Raw genomic sequence first — 20,378 nt, 5'->3', positions numbered from 1 at the left:
AGGTTTTTGTGAAAAACACTCCACTGGCTGATCTGATGTCTCATATAACTATTGCTGTACAGGTTTTTTCCAGAAGCCGACAAGCAGCGCTGTAACGAGGGCACCGATCAGGATTGCAAGCCCGTATAAGAATGGATTCCCTTCAACAAACGGAACAACAAAGATTCCGCCGTGAGGCGCCCGGAGACCGATACCGAACAGCATTGTAAGCGCTCCTGCCGTTGCGGAGCCTGCCACCAAGGAAGGAATAACGCGCCCTGGATCTGCTGCCGCAAACGGAATGGCCCCTTCTGTAATAAAAGAAAGACCCATTACATAACATGTTTTTCCTGCTTCACGCTCTTGCTTTGTAAATTTATTTCTGAAAATGGACGTTGCAATGGCGAGGCCGAGCGGCGGCACCATACCGCCAGCCATAATCGCTGCATGCGGTGCAAAGTTGCCGGCATCGATCATTGCTATACCAAATGTAAAGGCTGCCTTGTTGATCGGGCCACCCATGTCAATGGCCATCATTCCTCCAAGCAGAAGACCGACAAGGATGGCGTTTCCTTTACCCAAGCCCTGCAGCCACGAAGATAGAGCTTCATTTAATGCCTGTACTGGATCATTAATCACAAAGAGCATAATCAAACCGGTAAACAGTATGCCAAATACCGGATAGAGCAAAACGGGTTTAATGCCTTCCAAGGATTGTGGAAGCCTGGAAAACAGTTTTTTCAGTCCAAGAACAATGTAACCGGCAAGAAATCCGGCAATAAGGCCGCCGAGGAATCCGCTGTTTCCAGTGGATGCCAGGAAACCTCCGACCATCCCTGGGGCAAAGCCCGGGCTGTCTGCGATACTTCGAGCAATAAAGCCGGCAAGCACGGCAACCATTAATGCAAAAGCCGTTTTACCGCCAATCGTATCAAGCGCGGCCGCAAACTGATTATAAGAAGGATCTTTCGGATCGGCTGAATGAATCCCAAACATAAAGGAAATGGCGATTAATATCCCGCCACCGACAACAAAAGGAAGCATGTTAGAAACACCATTCATCAAATGACGGTAAAATGCCGATTGACGCTTTGGTTTTTCTCCGTCTTCAGCAGCACGCGGTCTGCTGCCTGCTGTATAAACGGTTCCCTTTTTTTCTGCCGCATCATTCAGCAGTTTTTGCGGATTTCGAATAGCCTGAGCCACCGGAACCTGAATGAGTGTTTTCCCCTGAAAGCGGTCCATTTCAACTTGCTTATCCGCAGCGACAATGACAGCAGTCGCTTTTTCAATATCCGACGAGGTTAACCGGTTTTTTACACCACTTGAGCCGTTGGTCTCCACCTTCAGTTTCAATCCAAGCTCATTGGCTTTGGCTTTTAAGGCGTCAGCGGCCATGTAAGTGTGGGCAATACCGGTAGGGCAAGCGGTAACAGCGACTACATACGTTTCATCATCACTTGTCTCCACTGGTTGATCTTCCGTTTCCTCTTCTGCTGCCTCGGCCACTTGTTTCTCATTAATCAATGTAATAACTTCATCTTCTGTTTCCGCTTTCAGCAAACCTTCACGGAATGTCATATCCATCAAATAGGAGGACAGCTTGGATAAAGTTTCAAGATGCTCATTGTTAGCGCCTTCACTGGCTGCGATCATAAAAAACAGGTTGGACGGCATGCCATCAAGCGCATCATAATCCACTCCCTCCACACTGCGGCCAAACGCAATGGAAGGGGTTTTAACAGCCGCGGTTTTGGCATGCGGAATCGCAATTCCTTCACCGATTCCGGTTGTGCTTTGTGCTTCTCTTGCAAGGATTGCTTCACGATAAGCTTCCTTATCATTCAGCTTTCCGGCTTCATGCAATTTATTGACAAGCTCATCGATTACACTCGATTTATCTTTGGAAACAAGATTAAGCTTGATGGTATCTTTTGTAATCAGTTCTGTAATCTTCATCCTTCTTCCCCCTCTATCAGGTTTACGGTTACTTCAGGCAGATAGCGGTCAATGTCTTTTGCTGTACAGAACCCTTTTGAAAAGGCAGAGGCGCTTCCTGCTGTAACCCCATATTTAAAAGCTTCAAGCACATTTCCGTTTTTGGTGAAATGCGCAAGGAATCCGGCAACAACCGAATCTCCCGCTCCAACGGAATTTTCCAAGGTTCCAGATGGCACATTGGCGAAGGCAGCAAGTTCTTTGCTGACAAACACCGCCCCGTCCCCGGCCATGGAAACAAGCACATGCTGTGCCCCTTCGTTTACAAGCCGTCTCCCATAGGCGGCTGCCTCACGGGGATCTTTGATGGAGGCGCCTACTAAGTCGCCCAGCTCATGATGATTCGGTTTAATTAGAAAAGGATGATGAGCCAGTGCTTCCTGCAAAGGTTTTCCTTTTGAATCAAGAATAGCCTGTGCGCCTTTTTGCCGTATGGAGGAGATTAGTTGACCATAAAATTCATTTCGTAAACTGGATGGCAGGCTGCCAGCCAGCACAACAAAATCAGTTGATTCAAGATTTGCCAACAGATTGTCTTCCAATTGTTCCAATGCGGATACTGGAATGGAAGGAGAAATTCCGTTGATTTCTGTTTCTTTTCCGGTATTCAATTTAATGTTAATTCGTGTATTTTCTTCCACGCGGATAAATCGGGTGCCAATGTCAGCCTTCTGAAGAGAACTTTCAACAAAGTCGCCTGTAAATCCGCCGACGAATCCGGTTGCAACGCTGTCTACACCCAAATTTTTCAATACTTTTGAAACGTTGATTCCTTTTCCCCCTGCCACTATGGATTGTTCATTGACAAGGTTGATCTCGCCCTCCTTAAGACCATCTGTTTTCACAAAATAATCTATGGAAGGATTTAGTGTTACTGTATAAATCATTTTTCCACCGCCTTAACCAAGGTCTTCTTTTCAAATGATGCAAGCTGTACGTTTTTGCTTTTAACCGTAATAATAAATGCTTCTTCAAGCAAGGCGACTTTTGAAAAACTGGATTTTCCAAATTTAGATGGATCAGCGAGGACGTATTTTTCCTGAGAAAGCTCGAGTACCTTTTGCTTTAAAATGGATTCCTCAGGATCGGGTGTCGTATATCCCCAGTCCTCATGGATTCCGTTTATTCCGATAAAACATTTATCAAAACGATAATTTTCCAGACTCTTGATCGCTCCGCTGCCAATCATGGCCCCTGTCTTTGGTTTGATAAGGCCGCCAACCAGGTATGTCGGAATTCCTTTCTCTACGAGCGGTTCAACAAGCTGAATTCCGTTCGTCACAACAATCAGGTTCTCCAGATTCAAATGCGGAATCATCTGCATTGTCGTTGTCCCGGCATCCAGATAAATGCATTCATGCTCCTGAACCAATGAAGCAGCATATTGGCCAATATTCTGTTTCTCCTCTACATTTCGGAGAGTTTTCTCGGCAAGGGAAGGTTCTTCTGCTTTATCCTCGATCCTTGATGCCCCGCCATGTATACGTTTTAGCTTTTTCGCTTTTTCAAGTCTGTCTAAATCCCTGCGGATCGTTGATTCCGAAGAACCTGTTTCCTGAACTAGCTCTTCGAGGGTTACTACCTTTTGGTTATCGAATAATGACAAAATAATTTCCTGGCGCTGCGAAAACAGCATCTAACCCCTCCTTGCTGGTACTTATTATAAAGTAAGCCTTTTCAATAATCAATCAAAAACTTTCAAAAACAATCAATTTCCATCATTAATTACAATTTTCAGTCAAAAACATTCATTATGGTGGTCGGTTTTGACAAAAGAAAAAAGCAGCCTGCGAAAGCTGGCTGCTTTTGATTGATTAAATTATTGTGCTTTTGTTTCATTAAATTTATTTTCAAGTTCATATCGGTTTTTCGGATGCTCACGGCACTCGTCCGAACAAGAGCGTTTATATTTTACTTCACATTCCTCACAGCAAACGTGCTGACGATTGCAATCAGGATTTGCGCAGTTTACATAACGGTCTTCTGTTTTACCGCAATAGTAGCATTTGGCGATGACCACATCTTCCTCGGTACGGTTAACCGGAACAGAAATCCGCTCATCGAAGACGTACATTTTACCATCCCAGAAACGTCCTTTTGTTTCCTCATCCTTACCGTATGTCGTAATTCCTCCATGCAGCTGGTAAACGTCCTTAAAACCTTCTTTCAGAAGGTATCCTGAAAACTTTTCGCAGCGAATTCCGCCGGTGCAGTATGTGAGTACTTTTTTATCTTTGAATTGTTCAAGATTTTCTTTAACCCATTCCGGAAAATCACGGGATGCTTTTACATCCGGGCGAATGGCATTTCGGAAATGGCCAATCTCATATTCATAGTCATTTCTTCCGTCAACAACCACGACATCGTCCCTCTGGATCATTTCCATCCATTCTTTAGGGCTCAATCGTTTTCCAGTAACCTCGTTCGGGTTCACGTCATCTTCAAAGCGCCATGTAACTAGCTCTTTTTTCGGACGAACGAACATTTTTTTGAAGGCATGCTCGTCTGCTTCATCGATTTTAAAAACGATATCTTCAAAACGAGGATCGCTCTTCAGGTCCCGCATATATTGCTCGGTTTGTTCAACCGTGCCCGAGATTGTTCCGTTGATGCCTTCTGGGGCAACAATGATTCTGCCCAGTACGCCGAGTTCTTTGCAATACTTTAAATGTTTTCTTGCGAAGTATTCATGCTCCTCGACTGGCACATACTTATAATACAATAAAATTCGATAAGGCTTTTGCATTTCGTTTGTCATATTAATCACCAACCTGCAACGTTGAATTTTGTTTTTGAAATGCATATAAAAAACCACCGGAATAACCCCGTGGTATTTATAACTATAATTGGCGCGCCCACCAGGATTCGAACCCAGAATACGAGAGCCGAAATCTCGTGTGATATCCATTTCACTATAGGCGCTTAACTGACTGATTGGTTACCGTCACGAGATATATCATAAACAATATTCAGGAATAAAACAACCCTTTTCAATAAAATAATTTTATTTTTTTATTTCGATCTTAATTTTCAAGTGATTTCCGGTTGATAAATTCTTCTTCAATACCATGGTAATGCGTGATCGCCGGCTCTCCCTGTCTCCAGCACAGCAATACTTCCTCGTTTTCAATCATGGCCGGAAAATCAACAAGCCCTGCGTGGATATCTTTTAATTCCGCTCCAAATGAATGGATATTATGGATGTAGCTCTGAGCTTCCATCTCCATAAAATCGAGCTTGCTTTCAAGTACGAAAAAATCGTCATCCGGAGGATTATCTGACAACCGCAGTTTTTCCAATTGATCATAAAATTTCACAAAAGAAAGCTGAAGCTGCTGAAGGGCTTCTAACTCACGTGTAATGACCGGCAAAAGCTGATTCGCTTCTTCAACAGTAAAATATTTCATGCTATTAGACTCCTCTAGTGTTTACTTACTCTTTCATTATAACAACACTTCGGATGAATAGCATTAATAATGTACCGGCCAGAAAACCCACAATTGTAATTAGACGTTTGCTGTCTGCTTTTTGGGCTGCTTCAGATCCAGATAAAAATTTCTTACCTTGTCATCTTCAAGAAGTTCCGGGAAGTCTCTCCGGTATTCAGAGCTGATTAAAATGTGCGCTGCCAATGCTCCGGAATCTTTATTCATGAGACGGCGAAGAGTCAGCCACTTTTCCTGTTTTGTTTTCAAATGAAATTTTGTAACAAAAAGCATTATTCTATCATTTGCACTGAAATTGTTATGGTTTCCGCTATAGAGTGTAAGACTAGTAATTCCTTTCATCTCCATCCCATCCCCTTCACGTTCTTTTTATCATTATTATTCAATGTTTTTAGAAATATACTACCCCTTGGTAAATTAATCTATTACTACTAGTAAACTTATTTTTAAATACTAGACTGTGCAGTTTGCGATCCGGACGGTTTTTTGCTTTAATTGAATTATCAAAAAATGGGAAATGTTATTTGAAATTAAAGTGAAAAGCGGGGAAAAAGTATGTCCTTCACAAAAATCAATCCCTTCCAACTGGAAGAAGCAACGATTTCATACATTCAGGAAGCGCTGAAAAAAGAAGAAATTACTTCGCTAAAGATGGTAAGGATGTACATAGAAAGAATTTCGAAATTTAATCACACAGGCCCAGGACTGAATGCGGTTATTGAAATCAACCCTGATGCGATCCACATTGCAGAAGCACTGGATGCCGAACGATCCACTAAAGGAGCAAGAGGTCCTCTTCACGGGATTCCAGTTTTGATCAAAGATAATATTAATACCGGTGATGCCATGCACACCAGTGCCGGTTCTCTTGCCCTGAGCGAATCGTACGCCGACCAGGATGCCTTTATCGTGACAAAACTAAGAGAAGCGGGCGCCATTATTCTCGGGAAGACCAACCTGACTGAATGGGCAAATTTTATGACAGAAAACATGCCCAACGGATATAGTTCGCGTGGAGGACAGGTCCTGAATCCTTACGGACCCGGAAAATTTGATGTCAGCGGTTCAAGCTCAGGATCCGGATCTGCAGTAGCCGCAAATTTTGCCGTGGCTGCGATCGGAACCGAAACGTCCGGATCGATCACCAGTCCCGCGGCCGCAAACAGTATTGTCGGGATCAAACCAACCGTTGGCCTCCTCTCGCGATTTGGCATCATTCCTATTTCTGTCAGTCAGGATACCGCAGGTCCCATGACACGGACTGTAGCTGATGCCGCCATACTTCTTGGAGCGATGACGGGGCTTGATCACAATGATGCCGCCACGTTAAAGGCTTCCTATTCAAGCAAAGCTGACTATACCGCCTACCTGAGGGAACATGCATTAAACGGTACACGGATCGGTATTTCGTATGAATATTCCGTCAGAGAATTGTCTCCTTCTCAAAAGGAATTATTTGATCAAACGATTGCAACTATGAAAGAAAAAGGGGCGGAAATTGTTATTCTGGATTCAGCAACCCCTCTCGAACAGGAAGATGGGGATTTTAATGTATTGCTTTATGAATTTAAATCGGGTATCAACTCCTACTTGAAACAGCACACCAAACTCCCATCAATCACCTCTCTGGAAGATGTGATTGCTTATAATTCAAAGCATCCTGAAACATGCCTGCAATATGGGCAGGTTCTTTTAGAGCAAAGTGAAAGCACATCCGGCACACTTACCGAGTCCTCGTATTTAAACAGCCGACTGGATGATCTTAAAAAAACAAGGGAACTTGGATTGGATCAGGCTCTTGACGAATTTCAGCTGGATGCCATTTTGTATCCAACAGATGAGGGCTATGGGTTTCCCGCAAAGGCAGGCTATCCTTCGATCAGTGTGCCCGCAGGCTATGATGATGAGGGCAAACCCTTTGGCATCCTTTTTACGGCAGGTGCGTTCTCCGAGCCGAAGCTGATATCATTGGCCTACTCTTTCGAACAGGCAACGAAATACCGTATACCGCCAAAAATGTAAGGTTACAAAAACCCGGCTCCAAATGGGAGCCGGGTTTTTTATGTTAATGCAAAATGACTTTTGAAGAGATGATCGCCGAGATGCTGGTGAGAGCTTTATCAATATCTTCAAAGGTAACATCATAGTGAGTGGTAAATCGGATCGTTTGAGGTCCAAAAGCAACAGCAAGTATTCCTTGGCCCTTGAGCAATTGAAGGAATTGGTCAGCAGAAAATCCGGTTTGCCCAATATTAACCAAAACAATATTGGTATCCACCTGGTTTTCGATGGAAAGCGACGGGATTTCCGCTAAGCCCTCTGCCAGCTTGCTGGCTTTTTCATGATCCTCATGCAGACGCTCTGTCATCTCGGTAAGCGCGATCCGTCCCGGTGCAGCCAGCACACCTCCCTGGCGGAGTCCTCCCCCAAGTCGTTTTCTCCACTTTCTTGCTTTTCGGATAAAATCCTCCGATCCGGCAATCAGGGAGCCGACCGGTGCCCCAAGCCCTTTGGAAAGGCAAATTTGTACCGTATCACAATAAGAAGCGAAATCTTTGACGCTTGTTCCACTGCCAGCTGCCGCATTAAAAAGGCGTGCGCCATCGATATGAACAGGGATCGAGGCAGCAGAACAAATTTTGTAAATATCTTTCATATCACGAAGAGGAACGATCGCTCCGCCTGCACGGTTATGCGTATTTTCCAAACAAACAAGGCTTGTCTCAGGGTGATGAATATCGTCACTCCGAATCGCGTTTTTAACATCCTCTGCCTGCATGGAGCCGTTGATTCCCTTGACCAAACGAGGCTGAATTCCCGCAAAAGCCGATACAGCGGCTCCTTCATACATGTATATATGGGAGTCGCTCTCCATGATAACCTCACTGCCAGGTGCCGTATGAGTCAAAACCGCAATCTGGTTTCCTTGTGTACCGCTCGTGACAAACAATGCTTTTTCCTTTCCGAGCAGGTCAGCAGCGGTTTCTTCCAAGAAATTAACAGCAGGATCTTCTCCGTAGACATCGTCCCCCACCTCAGCTGCGTACATGGCCTTTCGCATACGCTCTGTCGGCTTTGTCACTGTGTCGCTTCTAAGATCGATCATTGCACTATACCCCTCCGGATGTTTTTTATCTATCGTAACACAATTGCCTTATAAAAAAAGAAAAAAACTCCGGCAGCCCCGGAGTCCGTTTATGTTTAACGCGAAATGACTTCACTTTTCTTTTGTTGAAATCCAGCTGTAAGCTCGCTGTTTCTGTTGCTTTTTTGAACATCCCCTTCCACTCGCTGATAGCGGAGAGAAACAACGATCATGTCACCCATCTGTCTTCCCAATTTCATTCCTTCCTCGACATCTGCCTTATATTGAATAGCTGCCAGAAACATCGTCCATGAAATCTCCTCGGCCAGCCGTTTCAGCTTCCCGTCTTCATGGGGGAAAAAGTAGGATAAGATGATATGGGCACAGCCTGCAGCGGAAGCCTGCTCACATACAAACGAAGGAGAAGAGGGAATTGAAAGAACCGGCTGCAGGGTGGCATCCAGCTGATGGGGACGTGGAACATCATACAAGTTTTTCACATAGTGAACGGCAGCCGCGGTATCCGATAAACCCATTGTCAGTGCCGCCCTAACTCTGGCAGACAACATAGGGGATAATTTATAAGATGAAATCAAATTTTCGGTTATCCGAAACCAAAAATCTTTTAGATGCTCACCATAAAAGTTGATCTTCTTCCGCTTGTCAGGAGTCAAATTTCGTAACGCTGAACGTACTTGCTTGAGCTCATTGCCTTTAAAATCAACGGAAGCAGGATTCCTCAACTCCCAGGTGACCACGTTCCCTTTTCTGTCGGTAAATTCTCCCCTTCTGTTTCGTTTCAGGAAAAAGGTCGGCCAATTGTTACCATGCCCTTCATCTCGACTCCGGCTGCAATCAAACGAACTCCATGCAGGATATCTTCTGTTTATTCTCATTTTACTCCCCCATGCATCCTGTTTTATTTTAAACTAGTAATCATTTAACTTTATGGATGCATACCAAAAAACTTTCTTATATTTTTCAATGGCATACATCTTTTCTTTTTTGGGGTTTGTCTTCATAATAAAAGAGACTACATCTCAGGGAGGTTAATTGATGAATTATTATGCTGTTCGTTTACCAGTTTTAGATGAAGAAAAAAGCAAGGTTCACCGTCAGGAACATCTTAGCTATCTTGAAAGCCTTGCAGAAAAAGGGAATATCTTTACATATGGAAGGTTTACCGACGGTACTGGTGGACTTGTTATTTACAAGGCTGCCAATCTGGAAGAAGCAACTTCACTGGCCAAAAATGATCCGTACGTCGTGACCGGGGCCAGAGATTGTGTGGTTAACGAGTGGGCCATGAACATTGAAGTACTTTCGAAATAAAAAACAAAATCCCGGCAAAGCAACACTGCTTTACCGGGATTTTTCTTTAATATACGCAATAAAACCATCTCTGCACCCATCGTTTGCAAGAAGCCGCTGTACATAATAAACATCTTTTAACGGACCGCTTTTTTCAAACGATTGAATCAGACCGGAAGATTGTGGATCGTTCATGAGCTCCTGATACCAACATTGTTTTTTTAATTCCGCCAAATAATGAGCAAGATCGGGATCTTTTATCCTTAAGATATGCTTTTTAATAAATCCCACAATCCCGGCACCCGCAAGCAGTAGCAGCATTAGCCCCGTCAGCATCGCATTCTCCTCAATCCCCTAATTCAATGATGGCATAATGGAACTTGGACGAAGGCCGCTTTATTACGGTAAATCCAAATTGTTCAAATCGGCTGCTTTTATAATGGTCCTTCAATACGACCCGTTCTTTGGCGACCCGTTTTGCTTCCGAAATAATATCCCCGGTAAGCGGCGAATATTCCGCCATATTCTTCAGTCCGCTCAAACCGGGGGATTGTATCGTTTCCTCGAACATCGGATCAAAATAAACAACATCGAAGGACTGGTCGGACTGTCGCTTCAGATAGGCCAAATGATCTTCGTGCAGGATGGTGATCCGGCGCATGGATTCATCCATTTCCTTCAACCCGCTTTCCCACGTTATCAATCCGCTTTTCACCAAAAACGCGATGTACTGGTTTTTCTCCAATCCGGTCACTTTCCCCTCTGGTCCGACAGCCAGGCTGCATACAATCGCATCAGAAGCCAGTCCGGCCGTACAATCAAGGACAGTCATGCCTTTTTTAAGCCGTGCCGCTGTGAGCAATGGATCATGCTCTCCCCTTACGATTTGCTTCACCCGGAACATCGAGGAATTCGGATGAAAAAATAGCGGTTCTGATCCACCAAAAGGATGCAAGGTCAGTTTTTCTTTTCCAACCATTAATAGATGATCCTTAAATTGGGTATGTAAGGAAGAGATGGATTTATTTTTTCTCAACACAAACGTTCCTCCGACCGTCTTGTTGATTTTTTCCGCTTTTTCGATCAGTTTTTGATCAAACTTGCCTGCCGTTGTCACAATCATTGCTATTTCACCAGAACCTTTTTTATTTAATCTTTTATCACACATTTGCCGAAAGAGCAATCCTTCACCCTATACAGCAGCCTTTAAGGAGGAAATTCATGAAGAATTGGAGTTTATTTCAGGGAATCGGAAAATTCGTTTATACATACCGGAAGCTGATTATTGCAGTTTGGATCTTGCTTGCCGCAACGTTTAGTGTACTGGCACTGAAACTGCCAGACTCCCTCAGCGGAAGCGGTTTTGAAATGGAAGGTTCATTTAAAAAAGTAGAAAACATGATGCAGCAGGATTTTGGCCAGCCTAAATCATCGGTCATGGTGCTTTTTGAATCCGATACCCTCTCACCCCAAGATACACAGTACAAAAACACAGTAGAGCGTACGCTGAAAAAATTGAGAGATGTGGATCATGCGGTCAGTGTAACCTCACCCTACTCTTCAGCAAAGATGATCAAAGGAAACACCTCTTATGCAACTGTGAATTTTGACTTAAATTTCGGAGAACTTAAAAAATCAATCGAACAGATCCGCTCCAAAACGACCAGCACAAAGGATGTCAAAATTGGAATAACAGGCGGTCCGGTTATCGCCGAAGACATAAACACAGCGAGCCAGAAAGACTTGGCACGCGCCGAGGCGATTGGACTTCCCGCAGCTCTGATCATTCTACTGCTGGCATTTGGAGGTCTGGTCGCAGCAGGCCTTCCGATTCTTATTGGTTTGATCAGTGTGGCCTGTGCGATGGGTGTGCTTTACCTGGTAAGTCAGGAACTGAATTTAACGATCTTCATATTAAATGTCGTTCCGATGATCGGCCTTGCACTCGGCATTGATTTCGCGCTACTGCTGGTCAACCGTTTCAGAGAGGAGTTGGAGAAACACCCGGTCCAAAAAGCAGTCATCACGTCAGTACAAACAGCAGGAAGGTCCATCGCATTCTCAGGCTTGTGTGTGTTTCTGGGGCTTTCAGGCATGCTGCTCATCCAAATCGATATCTTTCGTTCCGTCGCCCTCGGAGGCATGGTCGTTGTTATCATCTCGGTTATCAACGCGCTCACGTTTCTCCCTGCCGTCTTAAGTATCCTCGGACCGCGCATTAACTCGCTGATGATTTTAAAACGTAACCGTGAACGATCCGGCTGGAAAGCTTTCGCAACGTTCGTAATGAAACGCCCGGGAATCATGCTGACTGCGTCCATCGCCATTCTTGTCCTTTTCCTATTGCCCGTACGCCATTTAGAATTATCCATTCCTGAGGCCGAGTCCCTTCCTCCTGATTACCAATCAAGGATCATGTTCGAGAAATTCGAGGACACATTCGGTAAAAAAGATTTATATCCCGTGACCATCGTGGCAAAGAGCAATGGAGATATAACGAGCAGTGATAACCTTAAAAGAGCGGAGCAGCTGGTCGAACGGTTGAAAAAAGAGAGTGTCGTCGACCGGGTGGACTCCCTGTTTTCCCATACCGGTGGCATACCGCCTGATCAGCTCCAATCGTTCATCAAAACAAAGGAAGGAAAACGCCGCCTGCAGTCGGTGCTCGACCATTATTCAAAGGATAATCTAACCGTCATCCAGGCTTATCTTTCAGTGGGCGTCACATCTGACAAGGCAAAGCAATGGGTCAAAGATTGGGAAGGTGAAAAAAATGGCTTAAAACTCACATTAGGCGGTTCAACCAAGTTCAACCAGGAAATCTTCGATGAAATTCTTAATAAAACACCTGAAGGGCTTGTCATCGTATTGCTATCGACCTTTGTTATCCTTCTTCTTGCTTTTCAATCATTATTTATTCCGTTAAAAGCCATTGTCATGAACATTCTCAGTCTTTCGGCAACATTCGGCCTGTTGGTATGGATCTTTCAAAGTGGAAATCTCATGGATCCTGTCAGTATCGGATTAATGATTCCCGTCTTTACGTTCGGTATCGTTTTTGGACTCAGCATGGACTATGAAGTATTTCTGATTTCCCGGATACAGGAAGTCTATGAAAACACGGGCGACAACGACAAGGCAACACTGGACGGTTTAACGTCAACCTCCAAAATCATTACCTCTGCTGCCGCCATTATGATCGTGATTACGGGGTCATTTGTAACAACGGACGTCATGCCGGTAAAACAAATCGGCATAGCAATTGCACTGGCTATTTTCATCGACGCCACCCTTGTCCGAATGATTCTTGTCCCTTCTTTGATGAAACTAATGGGCAAATGGAACTGGTGGCTGCCATTCAGGGAACACACTGTAAAAAACCACGCCCAATAACGGCCGTGGTTTTTTACTATTATGCTTGTTTAAAAATCCCCTATCTAAACCATCGGAATGATTATATAATAAGAGAAAAAGACAGGCGAAAGGTGAATCGTATGGTATTTTTCATTCTGTTATTATCTTACGTTATTGGATCGGTTCCTTTTGCGCTCATTGTAGGCAAGTGGGGCTACGGCATTGACATCAGACAGCACGGAAGCGGAAATCTCGGAGGAACGAACACCTTCCGGATCCTTGGAAAAAAAGCAGGCTTTATTGTAACCATTTCGGACATCCTTAAAGGAACCCTTGCCGCATCTCTTCCCGTTTTGTTTCATACGGATCTTCATATCCTTATTGCCGGAATTCCGGCAGTGCTCGGCCATTGCTATCCTATTTTCGCAAAGTTTAGGGGCGGTAAGGCGGTTGCCACATCAGCGGGGATTTTATTGTTTTATGCTCCCCTTATGTTCGTCGTCCTTGTGGCTGTATTTTTTGTTGTCCTTTACCTGAGCAAGTATGTGTCTCTTTCTTCCCTCATCGCGTGCTCGGCAGCTGTTGTCTACGGACTGATCGTACAGGACGTGCTTCTTACGGTGGTAATGACGGCATTTCTGCTGTTTCTTCTTTATCGTCACCGTACCAACATTGTGAGAATCATATCCAAAACAGAGCCAAAGATTACATGGCTTTAAACGTTCCGGGAAGGAACGTTTTTTTTATTTTAAAAAAATCCGCATTTGTCCGTTACCGACCAGGGCAAACGTACATAGGCTGTAGGGTGATATATACCTATATTATTGATTAACGGAGGGACAATAATGGAAAACAAAAAAATAAATGTACCTATGGCCCCGGCAAATAAACCTGTGAACGCCCCTGTCAATATGCCGGTAAACAAACCCGTGAACATCCCATTAAACAAGCCGCTCAACGTACCAACTGCCCTTGCAGCACCCGTCTATGACCACGGATATGGCGGTTACGGATACGGAGGAACACCGTGTTATGATTATGGTTATGGCGGCGGATACGGAGGCTATGGTGGTTATGGCGGACACTTCGGATTTACCCTGCTCATCGTGCTCTTTATTTTGTTAATCATTATTGGCTGCTCCTGCTGGTCCGGATTTGACGGCGAGGAACGTTGCGAAAGCAGCAGCTCCAGCAGCAGTTCATGCAGCAGCACAAAAAGTCATTAATAAAAAGCAGGGGCGAAAAATCGCTCCTGCTTTACTATTTGATATGAATATACAAGTCTTCCAGTGTCTCTATTCCCTTTTCAATACATAACCGCAACAGGTTCATCAGCAAACTGCTCATAATCCTTACATCAGCATCCGCCTGGTGCCGGTTCTGACAGGGAATATTAAAATAATCGGCAGCACTGTCCAGGCTCGGAAAAGGGCCCTCCCCGGTGAGACGTTCTGTCAGGAGAGCCAGTTCCAGGGCCGGCTGTTTTAAGGAAGAACGATATCTTCTCCACAAGTAATGGTTCAAGAACGCATAATCATGAGAAATATGATATCCAATAACAATACCTCCAGATAAAAAGCCCAGAATTTCTTCTGCTTTTTCATCCAATGCCGGTGCCTCTTTTACATCTTTTGTGGTAATGCCGGTAAGCAGACTAATTTCTTTCGGAATCTCTATTCCCGGATTGATTAAACTACGAAACTCACCAATAACCGATCGGTTTTGGATACGCGCAGCTGCCACCGAAAAGATCTGGTCTCCATGCTCCGGCCGGAAACCAGTTGTCTCTGTATCCAGCACAATAAACAGGACATCTTCCAAGCGGGTTTGGAGATCAGCGCGCCTGGACGCTTTTTCCTTCAGCATCCTCCTGATCCAGGCTTCATGCTGAAAGGACCCGGGGCTCCCTGGCGGTACTTCTCCTCTTTTCAGGCCCAGATTGAACAAGCGGTTCATGAACTGCTTCAGATTTCCGTCAAAACCCGGTTGATTGTTCAAACTGTATTCCTCTCTTTTTTATCTTTTTTTGCAGCCATTTTACAAGTCGCATCGTATCCTTCAACTGGTGAACCCGTTTGGTTCCCAAACGGTTTAACTGGATATGATAATCCAGCTTGTCATCATTGTCCCTGGCTTTCACAGAATGACAGAGCCGCAGGTGCAGAAGAAAATCATAGGCCAGAAGACAATCTTCCAGTTGAACCCTGGATAGCTCTCCCCGTCCCTCTAAAACAATCAATCTTTCCCGTGTTGAAGATTCTTCAACGTTGCTGATCACAGCCAAAACTTTAACAGCATTTGTAAAGGGAGCAAAAACACCTTGCTTTACATCAAAACGGCCAGCGAATTTCCCCCATCGTTCTGTGAATATCATTCCTGCAAAGTTAATCGGTATATCATGAGACCCTGCAAGCGAGGACATCTTCATGAGTACTTTCGGATGTTGCCGAAGTTCATGAAGGTACCAGGCTCGCAGTTGATACAAAAGCCCGGGATTACCGAAAATTGGCCTGGTGTCCAACAGCATCATCAAATATTTTAAATCATACTCACTCGCCTCGTTCCAGTAGGCGGCCAGCTGTGTTTTCCATTCGCTTTCACTGTGTCTCCAACGGGGATTGGATGCCATCACATTCCCAGGGCATAAAGGATAGCCAGCCTCAGAAAGATAATGAACGGACGCTTCAGAGAATTCCCTCGAAAATCGTTCAGCCTTCTCCTGATCCAATCCGAAATCATGGATCAGCCCATTATCCTGGTCCGTCCAGATTGTCTGTTCTTGTCTTGCATTTGACCCCATGCTGAAAAAACAAAAATTCCCTTCAGGCTCCCCGATCTCCTGAATTACATGGTCGTATGCAAAGGAAACCGCCTTCCTCGCCATCACATCGTGCGCTTCATTCAGTTGAGCATATACTTCCCCAGTCGAATGCTGGGAATCCTGCAACGCCTGAATCCACGAGATAAACTTCTCGTGGATTCTTCGCAATTCTTCTAGTGTAGCCGCTTTTTGCACCCTTTCCTTTACGCTAAGAATCTCAAGGGCATCCTGTTTGCCTTTGGATTCATCAAAAAGATTCAACATGGACCTAATTGGCTTTCTTTGCGCTGGTAAGTGAAGGATCAAGGTGCTCAGGGTAACCGTATGAACCATGTTCACTGATATCCAGTCCGGAAATCTCCTGCTCCGGGGTTACCCGAAGGCCGACAAGTTTCTTCATGACAAACAATAAAATGAAAGAAATAACTCCGACATAAACTGCTGCACCAATAACACCGATCGTTTGAACAAACAATTGATCAAAGCCTCCGCCATAAAAAAGTCCTGCTTTCCCTACGCCAGTCTGTTCCACGAGACGAGGAGAGGCAAAAAAACCGGTCGAAATCGTACCAATAATACCGGCAATCCCATGAACAGAAAAAGCATAAATCGGATCATCAATCCCTTTTCTTTCAAAATAGACCGACGTCCAGAAAGTAAACGCCCCTGCAAAGAATCCGATCACAATAGTTGCCCAGGCTTCCACAAAGGCACATGCTGCAGTAATAGCCACCAAAGCGGCAAGAACGCCATTGACCATTGCAGGAATATCCGCTTTCCCTGTCAGAAACTTAGAAGTCAGGATTGCACCGATTGCACCGGCGGCCGCTGCCAAATTAGTAGTCAAGGCAACATAGCCAAAAAATCCATCCGCAGTACCCATCGTGCTTCCTGCATTAAATCCGAACCAGCCAATCCAAAGAATAATTCCGCCAAGCACCGTATAGACCTGGTTATGACCCGGAATAAGGTTCGGTGTCCGATCCTTATTGAACTTCCCAATCCGCGGCCCAAGAAGAAGCGTAGCCACTAGAGCAGCAATTGCTCCCTGAAGATGGACAACCGTTGAGCCGGCAAAATCCTGCATCCCCATTTCTCCCAGCCATCCACCGCCCCAAACCCAGTGACCGATGACCGGATAAATTAAAACAGTGAAGACGATGCCGAAAATAAAATAAACGGATAATTTCGCACGCTCGGCAAATCCTCCCCACGCAATGGCCAGTGATACACCGACGAACGCCAATTGAAACAAAAATTTAAGTGACAGTGGCACATTGGCCCAGGATAAAGCCTCGAATGTCTTGCTGTCGCCCCCTAGCATCCAACCAGAAGTCCCAAATAAGCTGTTGCCCTCCCCGAAAGTGATTCCAAATCCGACAGCCCAAAAAGCAATCGTGGCAAGGGCAAAACTCAAAATTTGCTTTCCGGCAACATGCCCCGAATTCTTCATTCGTGTCGATCCCGCTTCAAGGAGCGCAAATCCAGCCTGCATCCCAATTACCAGGATTGCTGCAACCATCACCCAAAGAGAATCCATGTACATCATGATCGTACTTTCCTTCATGTTACATCTCCACCCTTCTTCATGTCATGTTTTCTAACATCTGATAGGTATACTATATGACATGTAAAAAGAAAGTGCAATTGTTTTCTGAATATTTTTCAAAATAAGTTGATTATTTGTCCTACTTATCTCCTATTCTCTGCATAAAAAAAGAATCTTCAGAGGATCGCAAAAGCTTCCTCTGAAGATTCCGGTATTGGTATGGTTTATTTATTATAGTTGTTATAAGCGTTCACAAGGTTTCCGACAATCTCTTCCGCACTGTGGTTTTCAATATCGTGGCGGTGAATAAAGTGAACCACTTCTTTGCCTTTTAATAGGGCCATGGACGGAGAAGAAGGAGGATACCCTTCAAAATATTCTCTCATTTTTGCGGTTGCTTCTTTATCTTGTCCGGCAAAAACCGTAACCAAATGATCGGGTTTTGCTTCATGGTTAAGTGAATAAATTGCCGATGGCCTGGCCAATCCTGCAGCACAACCGCACACGGAATTGATGAAAACAAGAGAAGTTCCCTCTGCATTTTCCATAAAACCGTCCACTTCTTCTGGTGTTGTTAATTCTTTGAACCCTGCATTTGTAAGCTCGGCTCTCATCGGCTGGGCCATTTGCTTCATGTACTCTTCGTAAGCGTTCATAATATCCCTCCAAATCAATCTGTATTGTCATTATAGCCCATAATCCAAATCGAAGAAACTGATTTCACTTATTAAGAGAATAGGAGAACTCATTCATCTCTTCCGATGAAATGAGATGAACCCCTGTTTTTTCTTTTTGGGCAAACTCAAACATGGCAGCGGCGACCGAACTCGCTTTTACAGGGCGGTATTTTTTAAGACCACCTTTGAACAAAAAGGAAAGCCGACCGGCAATCCAGTCAGCAGCTCGTTCTCCTGCCCGGAACTCCTCACGCTCGCCGGTTAACAGAGACGGGCGGAATATTCCGATCAATGGCACACCTTCTTTTGCCACGTCACGCTCCATCTCTCCCTTAACCCTGCTATAGAAAAAACGTGACTCCATATCTGCACCCAGTGCGGAAATTACCTGAAAGGAATGTGCTCCCTGATCGGCCGCAATATGGGACATCACAACGGGATAATGATGATCAACCTGTCTGAAATTCTCCTTCGTCTTTGCCTTTTTTATCGTTGTACCAAGGCAGCAAAATACATCTGCGGCACTAAAGTAATGTTTGTGCTCTTCAAGGCCGTTAAAATCTGTGATTACTTCTGTCACTTTCTTATGGCTGATGCCTGTTTTCCTTCGAGCAAACACAATAGTACGCTCATACCTATTGCTTTCTGCCAGCAAATGGAGTAATTCCCACCCGACAAGTCCTGTAGCTCCGGCAATCACTGCCGTTTTTCCCATGTTACCATTCCTTCCAGGATCCTTTTTAACTAAAACGAGCTCTCGTTTACGACTCTGGCTCCAATGACATTGGTGAAATGCTGAAGCGCCCAATCATGGCCGGCGGCATTAAAACTTTGTACAGCATCCTCATGAACGACAATGGTAAAGCCTCTATTATAGGCATCAATCGCGGTGTGCAAAACACAAATATCAGAGCAAACACCAACCAGGTGAATTTCTGTAATGTTGCGTTCCCGCAATTTGAGATCAAGATTGGTTCCGGCAAAAGCACTGTACCTGGTTTTATCCATCCAGTACACCAGCTTATTTTGCTCGGCCAGCAAAGAAGAGACATACTCTCCAAGCTTTCCGTATTGCTCTCTTCCCTTTGTCCCTTTAATATTGTGAGGCGGAAACAGTGACATTTCGGGATGGTACGTATCCTCTTCTTCATGCAAATCAACCGCAAATACAACAAAATCATTATTCTCGACGAATTGCTTAGTAAGGGCTGTTAAACGGTTCTCGATGGACTGGCCCGGAACACCGCATGTCAATTTTCCTTCATCCGCAACAAAATCAAACGTATAATCCACAACAATCAAGGCTTTCATCGTCTTAGCTCCCTTATGATTTTATCCAAGCGTTTCAATCTCTACGTTTTGTACTCCTGTTATTTCTTTAATATCATAATAAATGTCGGTTGTATATCTTTTATCGTACGTTCCAATGGTCAGTTCCATTTTACTCATTCCATTTTCCAGATCCTTCACACGCACATTGTAAATTTTCATCTGTCTCTTCTTGATTTCTTTAACCATTTCCGTCATATTCCTGCCATCAGGAACAATGAGTCGTACTTTAGCTTCTTTTTCCCTCAGCGTTTTCGGACCTACCCATTTCATGATCATGGGGATCAATTCTACACTGATCAGAATCATGAGTGCCCCTGCGGAAGCCTCCAAGTAAAAACCTGCTCCCGATGCAATTCCCAATCCGGAAGCACCCCAAATCATCGCAGCGGTTGTCAGCCCTGAAATGACGTCATTGCTCCGCCTTAATATGACTCCTGCACCCAGGAAACCGATACCGCTGACGATTTGTGCCGCCAAACGCATCGGATCCATCATTGTTCTTCCTGTCAGATCAGAATATGTGCTTGCTGATTCAATGGAAACAATTGTCAACAGACAACTGCTGATCGAAATGACCAGGCATGTTTTCAGGCCAACCGGTTTTCGTTTCAGTTCCCGCTCAAGGCCAATGACCAAACCGAGGAATGCTGATATTCCAAGCTTGATTAAAATGAGGCTCATTGCTATTCCCCTCCCTCTTATATTTTATATGTATGGTAAATATCCTAAAAATACTATAACCTTCCGAAAAGCTCAACTATATATCAGAAAATGTAGATAAACAGAAAAGCATCCTATATAATAAGGATGGTTCAAATTTTTCTGA

The 20,378-nt window shown here is 44.5% G+C and carries 21 protein-coding genes, 1 tRNA gene and 1 pseudogene; 5 read left to right on the top strand and 18 right to left on the bottom strand.

The features are described 5' to 3' along the window. Positions 1–48 precede the first annotated feature (48 nt). From AS030_RS07170 to AS030_RS07140, 7 genes are all read right to left on the bottom strand, one after another. Positions 49–1,938 carry a PTS fructose transporter subunit IIABC gene (locus AS030_RS07170; protein ID WP_061969921.1) on the bottom strand — a complete coding sequence of 630 codons (1,890 nt, stop codon included), beginning with the start codon at positions 1,936–1,938 and terminating at the stop codon, positions 49–51. Next, positions 1,935–2,864: a 1-phosphofructokinase gene (gene pfkB / locus AS030_RS07165; protein WP_061969919.1), complete on the bottom strand. Its 930-nt coding sequence runs from the start codon at positions 2,862–2,864 to the stop codon at positions 1,935–1,937. Before pfkB ends, AS030_RS07170 begins: the two co-directional genes overlap by 4 nt. Then, positions 2,861–3,613, bottom strand: a complete 753-nt coding sequence (locus AS030_RS07160; RefSeq protein WP_061969917.1) for a DeoR/GlpR family DNA-binding transcription regulator — start codon at positions 3,611–3,613, stop codon at positions 2,861–2,863. The genes pfkB and AS030_RS07160 overlap by 4 nt, the downstream gene beginning before the upstream one ends. A 183-nt stretch (positions 3,614–3,796) precedes the next feature. Further along, positions 3,797–4,735 (bottom strand): oxygen-dependent tRNA uridine(34) hydroxylase TrhO, encoded by a 939-nt coding sequence (trhO, locus tag AS030_RS07155; RefSeq protein ID WP_061971619.1) that lies wholly within the window; start codon positions 4,733–4,735, stop codon positions 3,797–3,799. Between the two features lie 89 nt (positions 4,736–4,824). Continuing rightward, positions 4,825–4,899 (bottom strand) — tRNA-Arg (locus tag AS030_RS07150). Positions 4,900–5,000: 101 nt separating this feature from the next. Then, the gene (locus AS030_RS07145; RefSeq protein WP_061969914.1) at positions 5,001–5,384 is read right to left on the bottom strand and encodes a DUF2203 domain-containing protein; all 384 of its coding nucleotides are present in this window, start codon (positions 5,382–5,384) and stop codon (positions 5,001–5,003) included. Positions 5,385–5,483: 99 nt separating this feature from the next. Further along, complete coding sequence (locus AS030_RS07140; protein WP_141687035.1) at positions 5,484–5,765, bottom strand: hypothetical protein; 282 nt, start codon at positions 5,763–5,765, stop codon at positions 5,484–5,486. A gap of 213 nt (positions 5,766–5,978) precedes the next feature. On the opposite strand from AS030_RS07140, the gene AS030_RS07135 reads away from it, so the two are divergent. Further along, on the top strand, positions 5,979–7,445 hold the full coding sequence (locus AS030_RS07135) for an amidase family protein (protein ID WP_061969909.1): 1,467 nt from the start codon (positions 5,979–5,981) through the stop codon (positions 7,443–7,445). A 43-nt stretch (positions 7,446–7,488) separates the two neighbouring features. On the opposite strand, the gene ltaE is transcribed toward AS030_RS07135, so the two are convergent. Together ltaE and AS030_RS07125 are read right to left on the bottom strand one after the other, a co-directional pair. After that, complete coding sequence (ltaE, locus tag AS030_RS07130; protein ID WP_061969906.1) at positions 7,489–8,529, bottom strand: low-specificity L-threonine aldolase; 1,041 nt, start codon at positions 8,527–8,529, stop codon at positions 7,489–7,491. A 95-nt stretch (positions 8,530–8,624) separates the two neighbouring features. Continuing rightward, positions 8,625–9,404, bottom strand: a complete 780-nt coding sequence (locus tag AS030_RS07125) for a phosphatase PAP2 family protein (RefSeq protein WP_061969904.1) — start codon at positions 9,402–9,404, stop codon at positions 8,625–8,627. Between the two features lie 160 nt (positions 9,405–9,564). Here AS030_RS07125 and AS030_RS07120 point away from each other — a divergent pair, with 160 nt between their 5' ends. After that, complete coding sequence (locus AS030_RS07120; RefSeq protein WP_061969902.1) at positions 9,565–9,840, top strand: YciI family protein; 276 nt, start codon at positions 9,565–9,567, stop codon at positions 9,838–9,840. Positions 9,841–9,870: 30 nt separating this feature from the next. Here the strand turns inward: AS030_RS07120 and AS030_RS07115 are convergent, their stop codons facing one another. Beyond that, positions 9,871–10,155, bottom strand: coding sequence for a hypothetical protein (locus tag AS030_RS07115; RefSeq protein WP_061969900.1), 285 nt, complete (start codon positions 10,153–10,155; stop codon positions 9,871–9,873). A 10-nt stretch (positions 10,156–10,165) separates the two neighbouring features. Further along, on the bottom strand, positions 10,166–10,942 hold the full coding sequence (locus AS030_RS07110) for a class I SAM-dependent methyltransferase (RefSeq protein WP_061969898.1): 777 nt from the start codon (positions 10,940–10,942) through the stop codon (positions 10,166–10,168). 98 nt (positions 10,943–11,040) lie between these two features. Here AS030_RS07110 and AS030_RS07105 point away from each other — a divergent pair, with 98 nt between their 5' ends. The 3 genes and pseudogenes from AS030_RS07105 to yjcZ all read left to right on the top strand — a co-directional run. Further along, on the top strand, positions 11,041–13,212 hold the full coding sequence (locus AS030_RS07105; protein ID WP_061969896.1) for an MMPL family transporter: 2,172 nt from the start codon (positions 11,041–11,043) through the stop codon (positions 13,210–13,212). A gap of 101 nt (positions 13,213–13,313) precedes the next feature. Beyond that, positions 13,314–13,892: a glycerol-3-phosphate 1-O-acyltransferase PlsY gene (gene plsY, locus AS030_RS07100; RefSeq protein WP_061969894.1), complete on the top strand. Its 579-nt coding sequence runs from the start codon at positions 13,314–13,316 to the stop codon at positions 13,890–13,892. Positions 13,893–14,165: 273 nt separating this feature from the next. Continuing rightward, positions 14,166–14,336 (top strand): annotated as a pseudogene (gene yjcZ / locus AS030_RS24235) (sporulation protein YjcZ); the annotation flags it as partial. 97 nt (positions 14,337–14,433) lie between these two features. On the opposite strand, the gene AS030_RS07090 reads toward yjcZ, so the two are convergent. The 7 genes from AS030_RS07090 to AS030_RS07060 form a co-directional block, all read right to left on the bottom strand. Further along, complete coding sequence (locus AS030_RS07090; protein ID WP_061969892.1) at positions 14,434–15,171, bottom strand: exonuclease domain-containing protein; 738 nt, start codon at positions 15,169–15,171, stop codon at positions 14,434–14,436. Beyond that, positions 15,149–16,258, bottom strand: a complete 1,110-nt coding sequence (locus AS030_RS07085) for a DUF294 nucleotidyltransferase-like domain-containing protein (RefSeq protein WP_061969890.1) — start codon at positions 16,256–16,258, stop codon at positions 15,149–15,151. The genes AS030_RS07090 and AS030_RS07085 overlap by 23 nt, the downstream gene beginning before the upstream one ends. 4 nt (positions 16,259–16,262) lie before the next feature. Then, positions 16,263–17,561, bottom strand: a complete 1,299-nt coding sequence (locus AS030_RS07080) for an ammonium transporter (RefSeq protein ID WP_061969888.1) — start codon at positions 17,559–17,561, stop codon at positions 16,263–16,265. A 206-nt stretch (positions 17,562–17,767) separates the two neighbouring features. Beyond that, positions 17,768–18,202 carry a BrxA/BrxB family bacilliredoxin gene (locus tag AS030_RS07075; RefSeq protein WP_129480308.1) on the bottom strand — a complete coding sequence of 145 codons (435 nt, stop codon included), beginning with the start codon at positions 18,200–18,202 and terminating at the stop codon, positions 17,768–17,770. Between the two features lie 61 nt (positions 18,203–18,263). After that, positions 18,264–18,935: a Rossmann-fold NAD(P)-binding domain-containing protein gene (locus AS030_RS07070; protein WP_061969884.1), complete on the bottom strand. Its 672-nt coding sequence runs from the start codon at positions 18,933–18,935 to the stop codon at positions 18,264–18,266. 29 nt (positions 18,936–18,964) lie between these two features. After that, the gene (locus AS030_RS07065) at positions 18,965–19,531 is read right to left on the bottom strand and encodes a cysteine hydrolase family protein (RefSeq protein ID WP_061969882.1); all 567 of its coding nucleotides are present in this window, start codon (positions 19,529–19,531) and stop codon (positions 18,965–18,967) included. Positions 19,532–19,552: 21 nt separating this feature from the next. Next, positions 19,553–20,233, bottom strand: coding sequence for an MgtC/SapB family protein (locus tag AS030_RS07060; protein WP_061969880.1), 681 nt, complete (start codon positions 20,231–20,233; stop codon positions 19,553–19,555). Positions 20,234–20,378: the final 145 nt, after the last annotated feature.

Origin of the sequence: Fictibacillus enclensis, assembly GCF_001457035.1 — a bacterium.
Taxonomy (GTDB): Bacteria; Bacillota; Bacilli; order Bacillales; family Fictibacillaceae; genus Fictibacillus_C; species Fictibacillus_C enclensis.
Note: the sequence above shows the minus strand (reverse complement) of the source record. Positions and strands in the feature narration are given on the sequence as shown.

What these genes read in the sequence shown, in the direction of transcription:
- AS030_RS07170 (WP_061969921.1), bottom strand. Translation starts at nt 1,938, where the DNA reads ATGAAGATTACAGAACTGATTACAAAAGATACCATCAAGCTTAATCTT.
- pfkB (WP_061969919.1), bottom strand. Translation starts at nt 2,864, where the DNA reads ATGATTTATACAGTAACACTAAATCCTTCCATAGATTATTTTGTGAAA.
- AS030_RS07160 (WP_061969917.1), bottom strand. Translation starts at nt 3,613, where the DNA reads ATGCTGTTTTCGCAGCGCCAGGAAATTATTTTGTCATTATTCGATAAC.
- trhO (WP_061971619.1), bottom strand. Translation starts at nt 4,735, where the DNA reads ATGACAAACGAAATGCAAAAGCCTTATCGAATTTTATTGTATTATAAG.
- AS030_RS07145 (WP_061969914.1), bottom strand. Translation starts at nt 5,384, where the DNA reads ATGAAATATTTTACTGTTGAAGAAGCGAATCAGCTTTTGCCGGTCATT.
- AS030_RS07140 (WP_141687035.1), bottom strand. Translation starts at nt 5,765, where the DNA reads ATGAAAGGAATTACTAGTCTTACACTCTATAGCGGAAACCATAACAAT.
- AS030_RS07135 (WP_061969909.1), top strand. Translation starts at nt 5,979, where the DNA reads ATGTCCTTCACAAAAATCAATCCCTTCCAACTGGAAGAAGCAACGATT.
- ltaE (WP_061969906.1), bottom strand. Translation starts at nt 8,529, where the DNA reads ATGATCGATCTTAGAAGCGACACAGTGACAAAGCCGACAGAGCGTATG.
- AS030_RS07125 (WP_061969904.1), bottom strand. Translation starts at nt 9,404, where the DNA reads ATGAGAATAAACAGAAGATATCCTGCATGGAGTTCGTTTGATTGCAGC.
- AS030_RS07120 (WP_061969902.1), top strand. Translation starts at nt 9,565, where the DNA reads ATGAATTATTATGCTGTTCGTTTACCAGTTTTAGATGAAGAAAAAAGC.
- AS030_RS07115 (WP_061969900.1), bottom strand. Translation starts at nt 10,155, where the DNA reads ATGCTGACGGGGCTAATGCTGCTACTGCTTGCGGGTGCCGGGATTGTG.
- AS030_RS07110 (WP_061969898.1), bottom strand. Translation starts at nt 10,942, where the DNA reads ATGATTGTGACAACGGCAGGCAAGTTTGATCAAAAACTGATCGAAAAA.
- AS030_RS07105 (WP_061969896.1), top strand. Translation starts at nt 11,041, where the DNA reads ATGAAGAATTGGAGTTTATTTCAGGGAATCGGAAAATTCGTTTATACA.
- plsY (WP_061969894.1), top strand. Translation starts at nt 13,314, where the DNA reads ATGGTATTTTTCATTCTGTTATTATCTTACGTTATTGGATCGGTTCCT.
- AS030_RS07085 (WP_061969890.1), bottom strand. Translation starts at nt 16,258, where the DNA reads ATGTTGAATCTTTTTGATGAATCCAAAGGCAAACAGGATGCCCTTGAG.
- AS030_RS07080 (WP_061969888.1), bottom strand. Translation starts at nt 17,561, where the DNA reads ATGAAGGAAAGTACGATCATGATGTACATGGATTCTCTTTGGGTGATG.
- AS030_RS07070 (WP_061969884.1), bottom strand. Translation starts at nt 18,935, where the DNA reads ATGGGAAAAACGGCAGTGATTGCCGGAGCTACAGGACTTGTCGGGTGG.
- AS030_RS07065 (WP_061969882.1), bottom strand. Translation starts at nt 19,531, where the DNA reads ATGAAAGCCTTGATTGTTGTGGATTATACGTTTGATTTTGTTGCGGAT.
- AS030_RS07060 (WP_061969880.1), bottom strand. Translation starts at nt 20,233, where the DNA reads ATGAGCCTCATTTTAATCAAGCTTGGAATATCAGCATTCCTCGGTTTG.